Annotated in this window: 11 protein-coding genes; 6 read left to right on the top strand and 5 right to left on the bottom strand. The window is 57.3% G+C overall.

What is annotated here, in order from left to right:
• Position 1: 1 nt before the first annotated feature.
• Positions 2–607, bottom strand: a complete 606-nt coding sequence (locus L6D75_RS15455) for a hypothetical protein (RefSeq protein WP_176512071.1) — start codon at positions 605–607, stop codon at positions 2–4.
• A 219-nt stretch (positions 608–826) separates the two neighbouring features.
• Between L6D75_RS15455 and L6D75_RS15450 the strand changes: the two genes are divergently transcribed.
• From L6D75_RS15450 to L6D75_RS15430, 5 genes are all read left to right on the top strand, one after another.
• The gene (locus L6D75_RS15450) at positions 827–2,656 is read left to right on the top strand and encodes a hypothetical protein (RefSeq protein ID WP_176512072.1); all 1,830 of its coding nucleotides are present in this window, start codon (positions 827–829) and stop codon (positions 2,654–2,656) included.
• 47 nt (positions 2,657–2,703) lie between these two features.
• Positions 2,704–5,130 (top strand): hypothetical protein, encoded by a 2,427-nt coding sequence (locus tag L6D75_RS15445; protein ID WP_236193677.1) that lies wholly within the window; start codon positions 2,704–2,706, stop codon positions 5,128–5,130.
• Positions 5,131–5,302: 172 nt separating this feature from the next.
• Positions 5,303–7,735, top strand: coding sequence for a hypothetical protein (locus L6D75_RS15440; protein WP_236193676.1), 2,433 nt, complete (start codon positions 5,303–5,305; stop codon positions 7,733–7,735).
• A gap of 1 nt (position 7,736) precedes the next feature.
• Positions 7,737–10,541, top strand: coding sequence for a hypothetical protein (locus L6D75_RS15435; RefSeq protein WP_176518155.1), 2,805 nt, complete (start codon positions 7,737–7,739; stop codon positions 10,539–10,541).
• Positions 10,542–10,598: 57 nt separating this feature from the next.
• Positions 10,599–14,426 carry an RHS repeat domain-containing protein gene (locus L6D75_RS15430; RefSeq protein WP_176518161.1) on the top strand — a complete coding sequence of 1,276 codons (3,828 nt, stop codon included), beginning with the start codon at positions 10,599–10,601 and terminating at the stop codon, positions 14,424–14,426.
• A gap of 224 nt (positions 14,427–14,650) precedes the next feature.
• Here L6D75_RS15430 and L6D75_RS15425 read toward each other — a convergent pair whose 3' ends face one another.
• The 3 genes from L6D75_RS15425 to L6D75_RS15415 all read right to left on the bottom strand — a co-directional run bounded on the left by L6D75_RS15425 (position 14,651) and on the right by L6D75_RS15415 (position 16,603).
• Positions 14,651–15,190, bottom strand: coding sequence for a fimbrial protein (locus L6D75_RS15425; protein ID WP_176518156.1), 540 nt, complete (start codon positions 15,188–15,190; stop codon positions 14,651–14,653).
• Positions 15,191–15,264: 74 nt separating this feature from the next.
• Positions 15,265–15,990: a fimbrial biogenesis chaperone gene (locus tag L6D75_RS15420; RefSeq protein ID WP_176518157.1), complete on the bottom strand. Its 726-nt coding sequence runs from the start codon at positions 15,988–15,990 to the stop codon at positions 15,265–15,267.
• Between the two features lie 64 nt (positions 15,991–16,054).
• Positions 16,055–16,603 (bottom strand): fimbrial protein, encoded by a 549-nt coding sequence (locus L6D75_RS15415; RefSeq protein ID WP_176518158.1) that lies wholly within the window; start codon positions 16,601–16,603, stop codon positions 16,055–16,057.
• A gap of 247 nt (positions 16,604–16,850) precedes the next feature.
• Here L6D75_RS15415 and L6D75_RS15410 point away from each other — a divergent pair, with 247 nt between their 5' ends.
• On the top strand, positions 16,851–18,362 hold the full coding sequence (locus tag L6D75_RS15410; RefSeq protein WP_176518159.1) for a hypothetical protein: 1,512 nt from the start codon (positions 16,851–16,853) through the stop codon (positions 18,360–18,362).
• Between the two features lie 44 nt (positions 18,363–18,406).
• On the opposite strand, the gene L6D75_RS15405 is transcribed toward L6D75_RS15410, so the two are convergent.
• Complete coding sequence (locus L6D75_RS15405) at positions 18,407–18,805, bottom strand: PA2817 family protein (RefSeq protein ID WP_176518160.1); 399 nt, start codon at positions 18,803–18,805, stop codon at positions 18,407–18,409.
• Between the last annotated feature and the right edge of the window lie 22 nt (positions 18,806–18,827).

Raw genomic sequence — 18,827 nt, 5'->3', positions numbered from 1 at the left:
ATCATTTGCCCCCGCGAGTGGCGCCGGCAGATGTTTTGATCTCTACGCAGCTGAGCGTGCCTTGACTAATAACACCTTTGTAATCGACCACTTTGAAACCAATGCTGCGGGCATTCGAGTCGCTGCCGACGTTGGTTATATAACCGCGATAATCGGTTATTTTATCCAGGCCGAGTTTTTCCAATGACGAGAGTGGCCGAGTGGTTTCCAGTTCAATCCAGTTACTGTCGCTTTCTTTGCTGCAGTGCTCTTGAGCCGTCATTTTATCGGACAGGATGAACGTGGCCGCCGCCGGAGCAGAACGGATGCGGATCGAGTGAGGTTTGAAAATCTTGTCTTCATCTTCCTCTGCGTCTTCATCGCCTTGGCAGACGTCGGCCTTCCTGGGGTAGAACCTGACCGTGGTGTTGGAACCTGTCCCCGGTACATCGGCCGAGCAACTCAGTTCTGTATTGTTGTCAACGGTTTGATAAAGCGTGAGGACGCTGGGTGGCTCTTGGGCCGCCTGTGCGCCCAACGGTAGAAGGCAGCCCACCAGGACGCCAAGTGCAACATAACGGCCGCAATGGGCGGTGCGGAAGTGTGGCATGGAGTTCGCGATTTTCATGTGCTGGCCTCTGAAGTCTGTGATAACGCAGGGCGTAATATGCCTGCCGCGAAACAGCTTAAGTGCAAAATCAATAGGTATGCACCTGGCAGTTTTATCAGGTCGTCGGCGCTTGCCGGGTTGCCGGGAAGTGCCGCTGACCTGTCATTTCTACCAGTAGGCAGTTGCTGACAATCACAGTAGAAATATCGCCATCAACGCCCGACCAGGAGCAGGCGAATGGCCCCTCGAAGCAGACATAGCGGTGCACCGGTATCAGATCAGTTGAATCATGATCCCTTTCCCGAGATTCCACTTAGAAACCAATACGGAGAAATCGACGTTGACGCCCTGCAAGGCCAAGACTTGCAAGTGCTGGTAAAAAACCCCGCCCTTCAATATGGGGAGGAGGTTTATTTGGTCTGGCGAGCGGTGGGCGCAGATGGTACGCCTTTCGATGAGCTGGGCGCAGCGGCTGAGGTCCCGGCAGATTATGACCCTGATATCGGGCTTGAACTGATCGTTCGAAACGCGGCGGTCGAGCCGTTCAAGGGGGGGTGGGCCTTTTGCTCCTACAAGCTCAATAGCCAAGATGATTCGACCCCTGATTCCCTGCGTCTGATGTGTTTCCTGGGCTTGGGTGATCGCTCAGGGCGGGCGGAAACGCTGGCGGTGGCTCAGGGTCGCGAATCCCACGATCGGGAGATCAACTGGAGCGAGCTTGAAACCGAAGGTGTGTTGATGCAGGCCCCGCCTTACCAAGCCATGCAGGTAGGCGACCGGGTCGAACTGGTGATCCGCCGTTTCAACAGAGATGGCGCGGAGCAAACGCCGGTGAGCGAGTTCCATGACGTAACCGAGCAAAACTTTGGCTTGCCGTTGCTATGGCCTGTGAGTAGATCCACCTTCACGCCGATTCGCGAAGGCTGGGCCGAGATGCATTACCAGATCGAGCTTGACGGCAGCCCCTTCGACTCACCCGTACAAGTGTTCCGCATCACCACAGCCCCCAGCCCCACTGACTTGCTGCCCTTGGCGAGCGTGGATGGCTACACAGGCGACCCGCTGGACCCGGGCAAGTACCCCACCGGTGTCACGGTCCGCGTGCCTGCCTATGCCGATATGCAAGCCGGTGATTACGTGATGGTGCATTGGCAGGAGGCAGGTACCCCAGACACCTTGCTTAACACCGCGCGGATGGACGCCAGCAGCCTGGATGCCTCGGAAATGGTGTTCAGGATTGGCCCGCAGGTGCTACGGACCGGGGACAACAAGCTGTTCTATCAATACGCCCGCGCCGGCCAGGCATTGACGTCCGAAACCTTGACCGTGGCGGTGGCGGCGCCGCGCAACCTCGTTGCCCCCGTCGTGGACAGGGCTACGGAGGATGGCCCGAGCAAAATGGTGCTCAACGCGCTCAACGCCACTCAGGGCGCGTATGTGAACGTGCCGGACTTTGACCTGCGCCCGGGTGAGCGTATCGAAGTCCATTGGGCGGGTTACCCCAAAGGTGGCCAGCAGGTGATCAGCGAGCCAGAGCCTGGTACGGGGCGGCGCTACAAAGTCGATCCTGGAGTTGTAGCGGCCAACATGCATCAAGCAGGAGACGTCGAAGGCAGGCGCTTCCCGGTGTTCTACAAGATTGTCGACGACCAGGGCATCCCGGTCGCCGAGTCGGCAGCTGTCAACCTGCGGGTCCTTCCCCTGGCACCGAACCCTACGCTCGCTTGCGTACAAGCGGAACCCAATGGCGACTTGAGGAACAGCAAGCTGGTCGCCAATGGTGCACAGCTGAGGATCACGGGGACGAGCCTGTGGTCGTTCGCAGCGCCTGGGCAGTTGTTCACCATTCGTATTGATGACCTGGCGAGCGGCGTGCTTCGAAACAAGCTGCCTATCACTGCCACGGAGTTCGCGAACGCAAGGGTCGAGCAATGGTTGTCCAGGACGGTGTACGGGCAGATGACCGACAACAAGCAGTACACGGTAATCGGCGAAGTCAGTTACGACCTCGGGGACAGCTGGCACCGGCTTCCAACGTTGAATTTGACGCCGCGTAAAACTCTATAACGCCGACATGAACAAGCGAATTGAATTCTGTCTCAAGGACCACGGATATGAACAACGCGATCTTTCCTCAAGCCTTGTCGCTTGAAGAGTATCTCAGAAGAATGGGTGAAAAACCCTGGACGTTTGGCTGGGATGCGCTGGTGGTTTTTGACCGCTACAAAACTAATGTCCTGCTGATGCAGGAGTACATCGACCGGCTCGGCACCGACAAAAGCTTCCCGGTTTTCGAGGATTCCGAAATCGATGTGGCGGAAGGTATCAAGCATGCCTTGCTTGGCTTGACCTTGGATAAACCACGGCTGTCCTTTGAAGCAGCCTCCATCGCGTTGTCCAAGGCCAGCGTGACCATGCGCATGGTCGGCGGCAAGCAACTGCAATTGAACGAGTCCTATCATGACGGCCAGCCGGTCAAGGTGGTTACCCGGTTGTCCACCCTCAATGCGGTGGTCGGGCCTTCGTTGATCTTTGATTCGAAGCTGGCGACGGCAGCGGGCAGTGTCGGTGAAGACGGCGCGGTGGTGCTGGAGCTGTTCATGGACGAAGACGGTGATGGCAAGCCTGACATCGTGTATCGGTTTACCGGCGTGGAGACCGAGTTCGAACGCCTCAAACTCGGCGCTCACCTGGGCGAGCTGATGGGCAAATGGGGGCCTGAGCTTACGCGGCTGCAGCTCAGTGAACTCAGGGACAGCGAAGATTCGGTATTGCATCCAGAGCGTTTTGGTATTCGTACTCACGCGGCACCGGGTGCCAACGTGCGGGGTACACAAGCCTACGGCGATGGCGCCGTGGTGCTGTTCGTCGCCATGAAAGATAGCCCGAACGGTACCTACCCGGCTGACGATGCAGACATGTTGTACATGTTGCCTGCGTCCACTGAAAACTTCTCCAGCAACTTGATTCTGGCGCAAGACCTTATTTGGAATAAGGTGCTTGTGCCTGCCATCAAGGATGTGGAATGGGTGAAGGATGCGCGGTTCGAAGACCGCGAAATTCCAGGGTCACGTCATCGGCAGCTGGTGGCAACAGCGGGTACGCTCGGGGCGAATATCTTCATCGAATTTCCAATGCGTAAGTATGAACTTCCGGCGTTTAGCTTCCGGTTTGACGGCGACAAGCCGATGCGCTTTTATGTTGCCGGCGATGGGGTGAGATTCGAATTCAAGCCGGACCCACTCTACATCGATTCCACGCTCTCACTGAAAGATGATAGTTCGGACGATCCGTGGTACCACCGGTACGCTGTCATCAAGATAGATATACGTATCGAGCTGGCTTTTCGTTTTGTCGTTGAAGCGCAGGGCGATAATCCGGTCATCAAGTTGGTATTTGATGAGGACGTGGCCTATAGCAACTGGGAAATTCATGAAACCGATGCAGATGCGAATGGGCAGGAGTGGATTCGGACTCACCTGAACGTTTATAAAGCGTGGTTGCAAGAGCCGCTGGAAAAAATTGTGACGCCACTTAGAACGATTGGCGCTACGTTGGATGCGTTCCGCCTGAATAACCTGTTGTTCAGGGGCGATCATGTTGTCACACCCGATATTCTCAATCTGCCAGGTGACCTGACGGTGCTAGGCCACTTGTCACCGGAGCGTACCGATCTGGTCATCGAACCGGTCGAAGTTGTCGTTGCCGGCGGCGGTCGCCTGCAGTTCACGCCTTCGTTGCTGGGGGATACCAACTGGTCGGTCGCCAATGTTGATGACGATGGGGGCTCACCGGGCAGCATCGATACCTTCACCGGCTTGTACACGGCACCTAGCGCCGAGTCGTTGCGCGCTGCGGGTTTCCGCCGTGTCGTCGTCACTGCCCAGCGTGGCGACAAGGTCAGCAAAGCCATGGTCAGCCTGGTTGAAAGCAGTGTTTCAGTCTACCCCTCGGTGGTGGTGGTTGAGCTGGGCAGCCAACACTCCCTGGTGGCAGGCGAAGTGGAGGGTGCCGCACTGAGCTGGGCCCTCAAGGACGCGAACCTGGGTGCAATTGCGCCGGACCCGGACAAAGACCCGACCATGCAGGATGGTTACAAGTTTACCGCCGCCACGACCTTGCCCGAGCCTGCTTCAGGTGACCCATTGAACTACTACGGGTCTCGGCTCACTGAAGTTCAAGTTTCAACCGCAGCAGGCGGCACACGCACGATCGATGTGCTGGTCATCAATAACCGAAGTGGCAGTTATTGGCTGGAGGCGAGTGCGCAGGGCGAGGGTGTGAAACTTACCTTCTACAGAACGACCCGATCGAATCCCAAGGAAGAAGTGCCTGCTGCAGACACGCATTGGCACAAATACAAAGGCGATGGCACCTTCGTCAACGGTGTGTACACCCCTCACGCAGGCAGTGTCGAGCAGTATGCGGTTGTTTCTGCATTCTATGACGACGGCGAAAGTACAGACCGTTTCGCGTACATGATCATCCCGATTCCCTTCGTTTCCAGCCAGCACTTTGTGGCGTTGCTTGGCGCTCAATAAGCGTTTCCAGCAATCGAGGTATTGAAGCCGGGCGCAGATTTTTCATGGAGGGCGGTGTGCTCGCAATCCAGCGGGCAGCGCTGAGCGCTGTCCCATTAATTTTTGATGTTGCGTAACACTCAAGAGTGCAGAAGTGAACAAGCGGGTTAACTCTGTATCAAGGAGCAGGTATATGAATAACGCGATCTTTCCTCAAGCCTTGTCGCTTGAAGAGTATCTCAGAAGAATGGGTGAAAAACCCTGGACGTTTGGCTGGGATGCGCTGGTGGTTTTTGACCGCTACAAAACTAATGTCCTGCTGATGCAGGAGTACATCGACCGGCTCGGCACCGACAAAAGCTTCCCGGTTTTCGAGGATTCCGAAATCGATGTGGCGGAAGGTATCAAGCATGCCTTGCTTGGCTTGACCTTGGATAAACCACGGCTGTCCTTTGAAGCAGCCTCCATCGCGTTGTCCAAGGCCAGCGTGACCATGCGCATGGTCGGCGGCAAGCAACTGCAATTGAACGAGTCCTATCATGACGGCCAGTCGGTCAAGGTGGTTACCCGGTTGTCCACCCTCAATGCGGTGGTCGGGCCTTCGTTGATCTTTGATTCGAAGCTGGCGACGGCAGCGGGCAGTGTCGGTGAAGACGGCGCGGTGGTGCTGGAGCTGTTCATGGACGAAGACGGTGATGGCAAGCCTGACATCGTGTATCGGTTTACCGGCGTGGAGACCGAGTTCGAACGCCTCAAACTCGGCGCTCACCTGGGCGAGCTGATGGGCAAATGGGGGCCTGAGCTTACGCGGCTGCAGCTCAGTGAGCTCAGGGACAGCGAAGATTCGGTATTGCATCCAGAGCGTTTTGGTATTCGTACTCACGCGGCGCCCGATGCCAACGTGCGGGGTACACAAGCCTACGGCGATGGCGCCGTGGTGCTGTTCGTCGCCATGAAAGATAGCCCGAACGGTACCTACCCGGCTGACGATGCAGACATGTTGTACATGTTGCCTGCGTCCAGTGAAAACTTCTCCAGCAACTTGATTCTGGCGCAAGACCTTATTTGGAATAAGGTGCTTGTGCCTGCCGTCAAGGATGTGGAATGGGTGAAGAATGCGCGGTTCGAAGACCGCGAAGTTCCAGGGTCACGTCACCGGCAACTGATAGCCACGGCGGGCGAGTTTGCGCATGAGATTAATGTAGAAAATACATTGTCTTTTACTCGGCTGCCGCGATGGAGTATGCAGTTTGCGGGCAACAAGCCCATGCGCTTCCATGTATCTGGTAATAATCTGGTATTTGAGTTCAAGCCAGACGTGCAATACAACAATAGCGAACAAGGGATGCGAGAACACCCCGGCGATGGTTGGTACCTTAGCAGCGGCAGGATCCAATGGAGTTTGACGATTGAGGTCTTTTTCAAATTTGTCGTTACCAATGAACAGGATAAGCCTGTCATTGATTTGGTTTATGAGCGTGAGAATGTACAGGGTGGAATGGAGATTGTTGAATTCAACGGAACGAGCACTCAAAGGAAGCTTCTTGAAGAGCGCTTGGATTTCGAGCGTGAAAAACTGCAGCGTTTCGCACAAGAGCTAGTCACCCCACTGCGCTCAGTCGGTGCAACGCTCGATGCATTTCGCCTGAACAACCTGTTGTTCCGAGGCGACAATGTCGTCACCCCCGAGAGTCTTAATCTGCCGGCCGATCTGACCGTCCTCGGCCACTTGTCACCGGAGCGTACCGATCTGGTCATCGAACCGGTCGAAGTTGTCGTTGCCGGCGGCGGTCGCCTGCAGTTCACGCCTTCGTTGCTGGGGGATACCAACTGGTCGGTCGCCAATGTTGATGACGATGGGGGCTCACCGGGCAGCATCGATACCTTCACCGGCTTGTACACGGCACCTAGCGCCGAGTCGTTGCGCGCTGCGGGTTTCCGCCGTGTCGTCGTCACTGCCCAGCGTGGCGACAAGGTCAGCAAAGCCATGGTCAGCCTGGTTGAAAGCAGTGTTTCGGTTTACCCCTCGGTGGTAGTGGTTCCGTTGGGCAGCCAACACTCCCTGGTGGCAGGCGAAGTGGAAGGTGCAGCGCTGAGCTGGGCCCTCAAGGACGCGAACCTGGGTGCAATTGCGCCGGACCCGGACAAAGACCCGACCATGCAGGATGGTTACAAGTTTACCGCCGCCACGACCTTGCCCGAGCCTGCTTCAGGTGACCCATTGAACTACTACGGGTCTCGGCTCACTGAAGTTCAAGTTTCAACCGCAGCAGGCGGCACGCGCACGATCGATGTGCTGGTGACCAATAACCAAAGTGGCAGTTATTGGCTGGAGGCGAGTGCGCAGGGCGAGGGGGTGAAACTTACCTTCTACAGAACGACCCGGTCGAATTCCAAGGAAGAAGTGCCTGCTGCAGACACGCATTGGCACAAATACAAAGGCGATGGCACCTTCGTCAACGGTGTGTACACCCCTCAAGCAGGCAGTGTCGAGCAGTACGCGGTTGTTTCTGCATTCTATGACGACGGCGAAAGTTCAGACCGTTTCGCGTTCATGATCATCCCGATTCCCTTCGTTTCCAACCAGCGCTTTGTGGCGTTGCTTGGCGCTCAACAGGAGCAATGACATGGCCAGCCATTCCAAACTAGCACTGCTCGAGTTACTGAAAAAGGGCACGGTCCGCCACGGCTGGGGAGGCGTGCTCGCACTTGAGCGAGCGCTTTTGAACATCGAACTTCGCGAGCAGTTTCTCGAAGCGCTGGGTGAGCGGACTTTCGTCGAGCCGATCATGCTCGAAGCCGAGTTGGACGAAAGTGCACAAGTTTCGGTTTCGCTTCAAGGGGTGATATTTGGCGAGCCGCAAATCAGCTTCGTCAAAACTCGACTGTCGTCGGTAGATGTGACGGTGCGCCTGAATGTAATCGCAGGCGACTTCATGCGTTCGGTCAAGCAAGTCGCTCGCCCTGCGCGGGTTGTCGAGAGTTTTTCCATCAGTGAGGGAATGGGCTATTGGGTGCAGGCGCAAGCAAGCCTGCGCCTGGAGCAAGGCTCGACCCATCGCTTTGCCTCCGTGGTGCTGGATTTGGGCACCATGGAAGAGGTGACGACCAACCTGGGGTCGACCGAGTACGCCAACCGCGCGCTTGGCCGCGTGCTGCAGGAGACGTTTGGCTACGTGCCTGAATACCGGCGTAGCTACAGGCTCGTGCGCTTCGACATGCGCGACTACGCGCCCTTGAGCCCTGAACGCATGCTGCTGCGCACCCAGGCGGCACCTTGGGCTGGCGACCCCGGTAAGGGCCGCGAGGGCGACGGTGCACTCCTGGTGTTCATGAAGTTGGGCGTCGATTTGAGTGTGGGTGGGCAACCCGACCCAGCATTCGATTTCCCGTATCCCATTCCTGAAGAAGCCACCGGCATGCCGGGAGCCTTGATTCTCGATCCGACCATCGAGCCCCTTCGCGCTGGTGGGCCGACCGATGTCCTGCGCGCTATCCGGCTGGGCAGTGGTCATGTGTTCTCGGCCAACGATGCGCAAAAGCCCCTGGACTGGATTATTTTCGGCGCCTGGCAGCCCGGGGAGAAAAGCGTTGCGGTCGAACCTGCAATTTCCAGAGTCATGGCGGCGCAGCAGCAGGACTTCAAGCTCAAGGGTGCATCTGGCCCGGTAAGCTGGCAAGCGCGCAATCTGTTGCGTCCAGCGGCGTCGGGGGCATTCCAGGGCAGCACCTACACGGCTCGGGGCGCTGGCGGTTTTGCCCAGGATCAGCAATTGGTAGTGGTCAGTGCAGAGGCTGGGGAGGGTGTGCGGCACGCTTTGCTGGTGGAGGAGGCGCGCCCGGTGAGTGTTGCCCCGCGCGTGGCAAGTTGGGTCGAGGGCCAGAGCGCCATTGAACTGCGTGCCCAAAGTGTCGAGGGTGGCGTGCTGGAATGGCAGCTAGTCGACGAGGCCCTGGGTATCCTGACTGATCAGGGCGGTGGTAGAGCGACGTTCATGCCTGCCCGGCCTGACAGTCCTTTGCCTTCCATTCGCGTTCAACACATTCGGGTAACCGACAGGAGCAGTGGCGCGAGCACCCTGTGTTCTGTGGTGGTCATCGCTTGGGCGGCCGACCTGGTCATCGAGCCTGGCCATGTCGGGCAGCTGTATTCAGGGAGCCCGGTCGGGTTCAGTGTCAGCAATTCCACCCGTCCGATCAGCTGGGAGATTTTCGGTGAGGGCGAAATCGACCCACAAACCGGTGTCTACACCCCCCCTGAAGCTTCGACGCTGCCTGTTTGCGTGATCATGGCCGATGACGGCGATGACCGCACCGGCTATGCCATGGTGGAATTCGTCCAGCAGAGCGAATCGTTGGCGAGCAAAGTCAGCTGGACCAATCTGGCCACTTTCGAGCTGCGCGTGATTGGGGGTAGCGCCTGTTACGCCAACGGCTGGCAGCAGGTCGAGATCGAAGTGAGGGTGGAGGCGAGCGATGTTGGCGGGCAGCCCGTTGAAATTTCGGACGCTGAATTGGCCACGTTACAGTTCAGGGTGGAAGGGGCAGACAATGAGTTTCCATTCCTGAGTGCTGACGAGGAAGGTATCAGCGTCGAGTCCGGGTTTAGCTGGGCTGTCAGCCGCGCCCGGAACAAGGTTGATCCTCCCTTGCCAACTCAAACCGTTGCCGCACCGGCGATGACAATGAATGAACGGCGTATCCGCTTCTTTGTTCATACTCGGGAAGCGACGACACTTGAAATTTATGCAGGTATCCAGAGTGCCGAGACCGGTACCTGGCATTACTCAAATGGTTCGTCCGACGGCAAGGTAGAGGTGACGGGCAGAACGGTGCCGAATTATGTCCGGGAACAGTATGGATTCAGCCGTACACGTATCGCCGCGGCGTCAGACAGGTCACCGGTAGAAGGTGATGAGTTTATTTACGTCGACAATACGATGGACTATTGGCGGCTCACGCATGCCCTCAACAATGGCCAGCCGCTCAAGTTTATCAGCATGATCATGGCGCCGGGGGCCAATAGAAGCATGCTGCGTTGGGCGTCCGAGCAGCTGAATGATCATTATTGCAGTTACACGGGCCTGCAGTTCATGCCGTTGAATGAGCCAGAGGCTGACCACCTTAGGTTGTACATGGATGGCCTGCTGTATCGGATGGCCTATGAGCGCGAGCACGAACTGCCGTTGATCGACCCTGCTTATGGGGCCAGAGCGGGTGAGTTGATGATCAGCTTGCGCCGTACCGACGCCATGCAGTTCTGGGATGATTATTCGACCCGGCTGCCTTACCAAGCTCACCTGCGAAGCGCCATCCACGTCGAGCTGATTGATCAGCAAGGCAATCAACATAAGTTGGTATTCGACTTTGGCGTGCCAGAGGGTGAGGACAGAGAGGCGCAAACGCGCGACTGCTTGATACTTACAGTCTGATCGTGTTCTCCCTCCTTCACGGGGGGGACTTAATAATTAGTCCTTTTGGAGGCCATCATGGCAAGCCATAACGTCGTGCATTCCAATGCTTTCAACTTTCAGAGTTTCTTTCAGAACAGTGTGGACCCGCGCACGGGGCAATATACACTGGGCATCGAGTTGCCCGCGCTCATTGGTAACGAACTGGCCGGCCCGCAGTTACCCCTGCGCCTGTTCTTCAGCCCGCTGAATGATGAAGACAGCGGTTTTGGCAAAGGCTGGAGCTTGGCCCTTTCCCAATATGTGCCTGGCACGCAAATGTTGACGCTGTCTAGCGGAGAATCTTTCAAAGTGACTGGCAGCGGTGCGCAGCCAGGCATCCGCGAGAAAAAACTCGACACCTTCCACTTCCACGATGACACCGTGGAGGGCAAGGACCGGTACCGCGTCGTGCACAAGTCCGGCTTGGTGGAAGTGCTGACCAAACAGGCTGGTACTTATCCTGTGTACCTGCCAACCGAAGTCTATTCGCCCTCCGGGCACAAGGTGACGCTTGCTTACAGCCCGAGCACAGCGTACCTGGAATCCGTCAGTTATCGCGACAGTGATGAGCAAACCCAGCACCTGCTCAAGTTGGCTTACACGACGGCCGGGGTGACCATCGACGTGCACCCCAATGCAGACCCGAGCAAGCTGCCGCGGGCTCGCTATGCGCTGGAGATGTTCAACCGCGAATTGACCAAGATCACCCTGCCGACCTCAGACCTCGCCAGCTGGCGGATCGAATATGGCACGGTGCGTGAACTGACCTGTGTGACAAAGTTGCATACGCCCTCTGGGGCGGTGGAGCACATCAGCTACGGCGATAACGGTGATCCGGGGCATGTATTGCCCACGAACGGCGAGCGCGTGGCCCTGCCCCGTGTCACCACCCATGTGCTGAATCCAGGTGCCGCTCAGCAACCCGTGAAAACGACTTACACCTATCTTTATAAAGACCCGCAAAGTGGCCAGACCTTTGACCACAATTTCGTCGGATACAACAGCGGCATCACCTGGAGCAACGACGGCCAGGACAACGTTTTCAGAGCTCAACCCAGCTACCGATATGGCTCGACGGCGCACTTCTGGGGGCTTGATGATGACGGTGAAGAGGTTGAATTGCGCACGGTAGAGCGGGTGTACAACCGCTTCCACCTGATGGAAGCCGAAATCACGCAACAGGCCGGGCACGTCCAAAGCACACGGGTCGAATACCACGGCAACGTGGCAGAACCGATCGACAACCAGTTGGGCAACTTCCAGATGCCCAAGCGCTCCACCCAGTCGTGGGCACTGACCGCCGAGCCGGGCAGATCTCGTTATGAAGTCACCGAAACGGCCTACAACACCTTGGGTAACCTGATCAAGCAGGTCATGCCGAACGGCCAGCAAGTGGTGAGTGAGTTCTACCCCGCACAAGGCGAGGACGGCTGTCCGCCCGACCCGGAACTGTTCGAGCGCTCGCTCAAGCACTCAACCGTGATCCCAGCTCCGCGAGGCGATGAGCCAGCACCGACATTACGTACTGGCTACCGTTACCAAGCGTTGGGCACGGTGGGTGGCGATGCTGATACCTGGTTGCTGGAGGAGCGCATCACACTGTGTGAAGTGGTCGGTGACGTCGAGCAGCCGCCACTGCAAGTCACCAGCATCGAGCCCGTGGACGACGTGACTGACCTGCTGCGCCATGGCCGCCCACTGACGCAGACATTGGACATGAACGGTAACCTGACCACGCAAAGCTTCGACTACCAGAAAGAGCTGGTCGACGGTGAACCTGCGCTGGTAACCGAGCAGACGATCACAGGTTTTGACCATGGCCTGGAAGATGACGACACCCAGTTGCCTCGAAATACGGTCAAGGTCATTACGCTCAAGGATTCGATCCTGATCGGCGAGCCCTTGCTCAACCGCGACGACGCTGATATCGAGATCGCCTATACCTATGACGCCCTGAACCGCACGACCAGCGAGACGGTGTCACCCAACGATCCTGCGTACACGGCTTCGCGCCACTACCAGTACTACCTGGTAGGCAGTGATGGCCAGCAGGCTTGGCAGACCTCCATCGACGTCAAAGGTGTCGGCACGCGTTCGTTGATCGATGGGCTCAACCGCCTCGTGCTCGAGCAGCGTCACGATGCCGACGCCGAAGACAGCCTGCAGCAGGAAACATTCCGAGTGCGCTACGAGGCGCGCTACGATGCGCTTGGCCAGTTGCTTGAAGAAACCGAGCATGACTGGTTCGGGGGCGAGCAGGTACCGCTTCGGTCCCGCTACCTCTACGACAACTGGGGCCAGCGTTGCACTGAAATCGGCCCGGACGACGTACAGCATCACACGCACACCGATCCGATCGGTACGGCCGAGTCGGGCAATTTGCCGATTCAGACCAGCTGGAGCGAGTCGAAGGACGGCACGCTCACCCAAGGCAAGACGGTGACCTACCTGAACCTGTTCGAGCAACCGGACGTTGTGCAGCGTTTTGACCGGCAGAACAAGGTGCTCAGCAAACATCAGTACTTTTATGATGGGCTGGGCCGCACTGTTCGGGAAATCGATGGCCGTAACGCGGTTACCCGCAACGCCTACGATGCCTTCGATCGCCTGGTCGACCAGACCTTGGCCGACAGAAGCGTGGTGCACCGTGACTACGCGCCACACAGTAGCGAAGACCTGCCTGTGAAGATTGCGGTCAATGGCGCTGTTCTGGGCGAACAAGCGTTCGATGGGCTGGACCGCATGAGCCTGTCCATCACAGGCGGTCGCAAGCGTGTGATGTTCTACGAAGTCGGGCAGAACAAACCTTGGAAGGTGCGCACGCCAGCCAACCGAGAGATCGAGTACGACTACACGCTGCAACTGACCGATCAACCTGAAGTTCGCCGCGTGCTGCCTCTGCCAGGGCAGGCCCAGAGTGCTGCGGTCGAGGCCAAGTATACCTATGACCGTGAGAACGCGCGCCTTACCTACTGTGGTGAGCCGGGCCAGGAACTGACCCGTGATTATTTCAGCACGGGTGAGCTCAAGCTAGAAACCCGTACAGTCGGCAGCGAATCCTGGAGCATGACCTACGGTGCCAGCTTGCAAGGGCGTGCACTGGCGTATCAAGACGTGCTCGGGCAGACGCAGCACTACCGGTACGATGCGGCGGGGCGCCTGGAAAAAACCTGGTTGGGCGGATTGTCGACCACGTTCAGCTACGACGCGCTGGGTAACCTCAAGAGCTACAAGACCTGCGACGGCGTCGAGGGCGAGGATGATGCCGCGTGCGAGCGCTGGCTGCTCACCGAGCTTGAATATGACGACCTGGGAAGGGAAAAGCTTCGCCGTTTCACTTTCCCGGACAGTGTCCAGGAACTCACCCAGCAATACAGTGCGCTGGACCAGCTCACACTGCGTGTACTGAGCCAGGACGGTGAGATTCTGCGCGAGGAAAAATACGATTATGACTTGCGCGGCCGGCTGGAGGGCTACACCTGCAAAGGGCCTCTGGCGCCGCAGGATCCTTGCGGCAAAACCATCCGCGAGCAGCAGTTCGAGTTCGACAGGATCGACAACATCACCTGGGTGTTCACGGCGTTCGACGGCGCCGAGGGCAAGCAGGAGTTTAACGAAGCCACTTACCTGTTCGAGAACCCAGCTGATCCTGCGCAGTTGACCGGTATAGAAAATACCCATGCAGACTATCCGGCACCGGTGACGCTGCAGTATGACCCGGACGGGAACATGATCAGCGACGAGCAGGGCAGGGGCTTGAGCTACGATCCACTGGGCCGGCTTGCCAGTGTCGAACTGCTGGACGGCACCGTGGCAGGCTATGGGTACGATGCGTTGGACCGCTTGGCCAGCCAGGATAGCTGAAGGGCTATGTGGGGTGAGGGAGGGCGCTTGCGCTCTCCTGCAAAACTGTCGTAAAGGGCCGCTATGCGGCCCTTTTGCTTTGAATGATCAGGGGTAACCGGCCTATCCGAGCATGCATTCAAGCTCGCCTGCGACCGCGCCTGAATGCAAGCCATGAAAAAATGCTCCCCATCTTGCGATGCGGAGCATTGTCTCAACGCGTGGCCGGGCTACGGCACTTGTGCTTATGGAATGTCTACGGAGAAGCCGATGTCGGTATTGGCAAAGCCGGCGGTTACGTCGCCGGCAGTGGCCTTGTAGGCGGCGGAGAACAGCATGGTGCTAGGTTTGCTGTCATCCAGAGGGTATTGCCGGGAAGGTACCGTCGGGCTTATCGGGGTGCCAAGGTCATCTTTGATGATCAATGCCAGGCCTTGAGCGCCGCCGGGCTCCAGGGCGTAGAGCGTACCGGCATTGCCTGCGCCGCCGTACTTGCCGGTAAAGGTCACGGTGGTGTAGGCCCCCGGTACGAGTATGCAGTTGGCACCTGGCGTGAGGCGTAAACCAAATGCCCGCGAAGCCGCTTCGTCATCGGCTTGCTTGAACTGCGCGGCATTGACATTGCCCATGTAGATTCGACTGACGGGCAGGCCGGTTGAAGGGTCGACAATCTCGATCGAGCAGGTCCCGGAATGGACATTGCCGTAGAAATTGACCGACCCCGTGTTGGCAAGGGCTTGGCTGCTGACCAAGCCTAACCCAATAGCGAGCAGGGTGTATTTCATGGTGTGTTCCTGGCAGGTGACAGCGCATCGAAGCATTCTGCGTGGATCGCAAGTGCTGATGGCTCGCTGTGTATTCAGGGCAGTGCAGGCAACGGCTTTTGTACAGCAGGGGTGTGCACGCCGTAGTCATTGATGGTGGTGAACGTGATCGTCAGCCCGCTGAAGGTCTTGGTAGTGGCCAGGTCGTAGGCCTGCTGACCGAATGGCGGTGCCATGGCCATTGCCTGTATGGCCTCGGTCTTGCCAGCGCCACTGACTTCCAGGCGCCCGAAAGTATAGTGGTAGGGCGTGGGGTTGTTTACCACCAGTTGCACCTTCCCACTCACCGAACGCAGCGACCATTTGAGTTCTCCAACCTGCTCGGCCGGCTTGGTTTTCAGCGAGCTGGGGCGGTAGAAAAGCTTGAGACGAGTGCGCAATGCGACATTCAGTACATTCTCATCCTCGGGATTGATTTCGGGGATTTCCTGCACATTCATGTAGAACAGTGTTTCGCGATCCGTGGGCAACTGATTAGGCAGGCGGCTGATTTGCACCATCTGCTCTTTACCCGGGTCTAGCCTGAACAAGCCAGGTGAGATCGCCAATGGCACGGCTGTATCCGTGTCGTCCTTGGCGGTATTGACCCAACTTTGAACCGCATAGGGGCGCGGACTGGGGTTGGCGATCACGACTGAAGTGCTGCGCTTATCGCTATCGAAAACGATGCGGGTCATGTTGACGGTCAACGCTGCCTGCGCGGGTGACAGGGTGGTTGCCAGGCCGGCAGCCAGCACAAGGTTGCGCAAATGAGTTTTCATTCGGCGATACCTTCAGAAAAAGGGAAAGGCTCCCCAAGTGCTGCATGCGCACTTGGGGAACATGTCATGGAATATCGACAAGGAATTGCACGTCGGTGTTGGCGGTGCCGGCAGTCACCCCTGCAGCAGTAGACTTGTAGGCGGCAGAGAAGATCATGGTGGTGGGGTTGGTATCGCTCAGTGGGTAGTCTTTGGATTTTGCGCCATTGACGACCGCCGTGCCAGTATTATCCTTGATGGTCAAGGCCAGGTTCTGTGCGCCGCCGGGCTCTAGTGCATACAACGCACCGTTGTTACCTGCGCCGCCATAGGCAGCAGTGAAAGTCACATTCGCGGCTGGTGTGGCGGGTGGCGGAGGTATGGTGCAGCCTCCCCCTGGAGTAATGCGCATGCCGAAGGTGCGGGAGGCTGCTTCGTCGCCCACAGCGTCGAATTGAGCAACATTGACGTTACCCATGTTGATTCGCGCCATCGGCAATCCGGTTGACGGGTCGATGATTTCGATTGGGCAAGTGCCAGCGTGAACTTGGCCGTAGAAGTTGATCGAACCGGTATTGGCGAAGGCGCTAGTGCTGGCAATGCCCAGCGCTAAAACGAGAAGGGTTTTTTTCATGAGTGTCTCCGTGCTGCGGACGTCTGAAAGTAAAGGTTGCTGATTTCTTAAACCTGCAATACGCGGTTCAAGCCTGCGATGACGGTGCGCATAGTAAAATGCGTGTTCACATTCAGATGTAGGAAAAGCCTGATTTGCACTATGGGTAAATCTGACTGCGGATGACAACTGGTAAAAATGCCAGTTTACCGTTGAAGCCAAGGGTGTTTTTCTGGCCGGAGCCATAACACACCGGGAGCGCGGCAAGATGGAAAAGAAAACGGACGGTAGCGAGGCAGATATCGAAGCCGCGTACACTTTCAAAATAGATGCGCCACCTCGCGTGGGGTTTCTTTGGCGGCGGTTTTTGCAGCAACGTGTTGGCGCGGACGAGGCCATGGTGGCGCCTGAAGAATTGGTTTCCGGCATATGGAGAACCGCGATCACCACGTATTCGCACCTCGATTTAACCTATTCAGGTATTTTCTTTCGTTTCTATGTGGCACTGGGTTCGCCCGCCGTCGCGGAGGCACGGACACGTAAGGAAAGTAGCGTAGGTGTGAAACAAATCATTCGCATCCAGACGCAAATGCCCATGAACGGTGAGTTGAGAATCAATATGCGCCAGGAAGATACTCACCTGTTTTATGATGGCGGTTACCCGCAGGACCGACGGGTAAGGCTACGGTGGCGATGGCTGGAGGAGATATCTTTTTACGATTACGAGACTGAAACCCATCGGCCCGCGCCTGCGGATATACAACGCTATTATGAGCAAGCAAAATCGATTGCGCTGTGGAACCTGCCCGCAGAGCAAAGGGTTTCCGAACCGAAACACTTGTACGGGTATTTCAGTAGCGGACTTATCTATGACACCGTAAAGTTTTATAAGCGTGCGCAGTCATTCATGCCAGCTGCGCAGGCGCAGTCAATACATGAATCACCCGTTGAAAACGCCACGACTCCGATGCTCGGCACGGCGCCGTTGTTGAGCGGGATAGGCGAGAGTCAGGCCAGGTGGATCGTCGATGTGGTCATGCCCCCTGGAACGTTCTCACTGAACGAGTGGAAGTTCAGCGATTTACAATATCAGGCACACTATGATTCCAATCCTCCCTCTTCAACCGACCGTGCAGCGCCGCCGACTGTCAAGGCAGCCGTAAAATCTGCGATTTTTCCACAGCTGGCAATTGTCAAAGTGGGCGCCGAAAAAGAGCCCCTGCAGCTTGTTGGCGAGTTGCAAAACCCTTCGACTTGGCAAATCGAGGGAGACGCGAAAGGGACAATTGATCGCAACGGGGGCGTTTTTTACGTCCCGCCTACAAGATTCGACCCCCAGGCCACGTTCAACGAAAACAGCGAGACTTTCATTCCCGCAGCCTATCGCACCGGTATCGATTTACCTGTACGCGTCGACCGGGTAACTGCCAGTGGTACTCAAGGCAGTGCGCAAGGGGTATTTCTGGTCACCCTCGTGCCGCCCACGCATTTCATCAGATTTCAAGAGAGCAATGGGCAGCTCTACCCGACTTGTTTCTTTATTCATCGTGATGGCCGCGAGCGGGTACTGCCACCCGAAGAGGTGAAATGGCACATCGTGACCGGCGATGGCTCGGTAACGGATGACGGTCATTTCATCCCGGGATCAGCCGGTATAGATGCGATGACCGTCGTCATGGCCGAAGACCTGCGTGACCAGACTGAATGGCGCTATGCATTGACGATTGTGCCAGTGCCATTCTTTTCCGCTTCGCTGGTGCAACGGTTGCAGCGCGAGTGAGCGAACCCAGCCGTCCTGCGTCATCACAGCGGTGAGCGGGTTACTCAGTGCTGGCGCGTGGCGAGTTGTTGTTTTTCTTCATGCCAATCGAAGGGTTCGCCGTTTTGCTCCGCGCTGTATCGGCGCTCTTCAAGCGTTTGATAGAGCTCCAGCTCCTCGTCGGGCATGAAGTGAAGGCAATCACCGCCGAAGAACCACAGCAGGTCGCGGGGCACCAGGTGGGCGATCTGAGGGTAGCGCTGGATGACCTGGCAGATTAGGTCCTGGCCAAGGTATTGGCTTTGCAGCGGGTCCTGCGGTAGCAGCGTCAGCAACTCATCGAAGCGTTCGAGGAACAGGGTGTGGCTTTCCTCCGGTACCTGATCCGCTTCACCCAAGGCCACCAGGATGGTGCGCAGGTGGTGAAGCAGTTGCAGGTGGTATTCCAGGTGGGGGTTGGCCATGGGGAGGGTCCTCGGGGTGGTT

The organism is Pseudomonas faucium (assembly GCF_021602585.1).
Classification (GTDB): Bacteria; Pseudomonadota; Gammaproteobacteria; order Pseudomonadales; family Pseudomonadaceae; genus Aquipseudomonas; species Aquipseudomonas faucium.
The sequence above is the reverse complement of the archived record's forward strand: the minus strand, read 5'-3'. Positions and strand labels throughout refer to the sequence as shown.

Coding starts and splice junctions, on each gene's coding strand:
- L6D75_RS15430 (WP_176518161.1), top strand. CDS start 10,599: ATGGCAAGCCATAACGTCGTGCATTCCAATGCTTTCAACTTTCAGAGT.
- L6D75_RS15410 (WP_176518159.1), top strand. CDS start 16,851: ATGGAAAAGAAAACGGACGGTAGCGAGGCAGATATCGAAGCCGCGTAC.
- L6D75_RS15450 (WP_176512072.1), top strand. CDS start 827: ATGGCCCCTCGAAGCAGACATAGCGGTGCACCGGTATCAGATCAGTTG.
- L6D75_RS15455 (WP_176512071.1), bottom strand. CDS start 607: ATGAAAATCGCGAACTCCATGCCACACTTCCGCACCGCCCATTGCGGC.
- L6D75_RS15420 (WP_176518157.1), bottom strand. CDS start 15,990: ATGAAAACTCATTTGCGCAACCTTGTGCTGGCTGCCGGCCTGGCAACC.
- L6D75_RS15415 (WP_176518158.1), bottom strand. CDS start 16,603: ATGAAAAAAACCCTTCTCGTTTTAGCGCTGGGCATTGCCAGCACTAGC.
- L6D75_RS15405 (WP_176518160.1), bottom strand. CDS start 18,805: ATGGCCAACCCCCACCTGGAATACCACCTGCAACTGCTTCACCACCTG.
- L6D75_RS15425 (WP_176518156.1), bottom strand. CDS start 15,190: ATGAAATACACCCTGCTCGCTATTGGGTTAGGCTTGGTCAGCAGCCAA.
- L6D75_RS15445 (WP_236193677.1), top strand. CDS start 2,704: ATGAACAACGCGATCTTTCCTCAAGCCTTGTCGCTTGAAGAGTATCTC.
- L6D75_RS15440 (WP_236193676.1), top strand. CDS start 5,303: ATGAATAACGCGATCTTTCCTCAAGCCTTGTCGCTTGAAGAGTATCTC.
- L6D75_RS15435 (WP_176518155.1), top strand. CDS start 7,737: ATGGCCAGCCATTCCAAACTAGCACTGCTCGAGTTACTGAAAAAGGGC.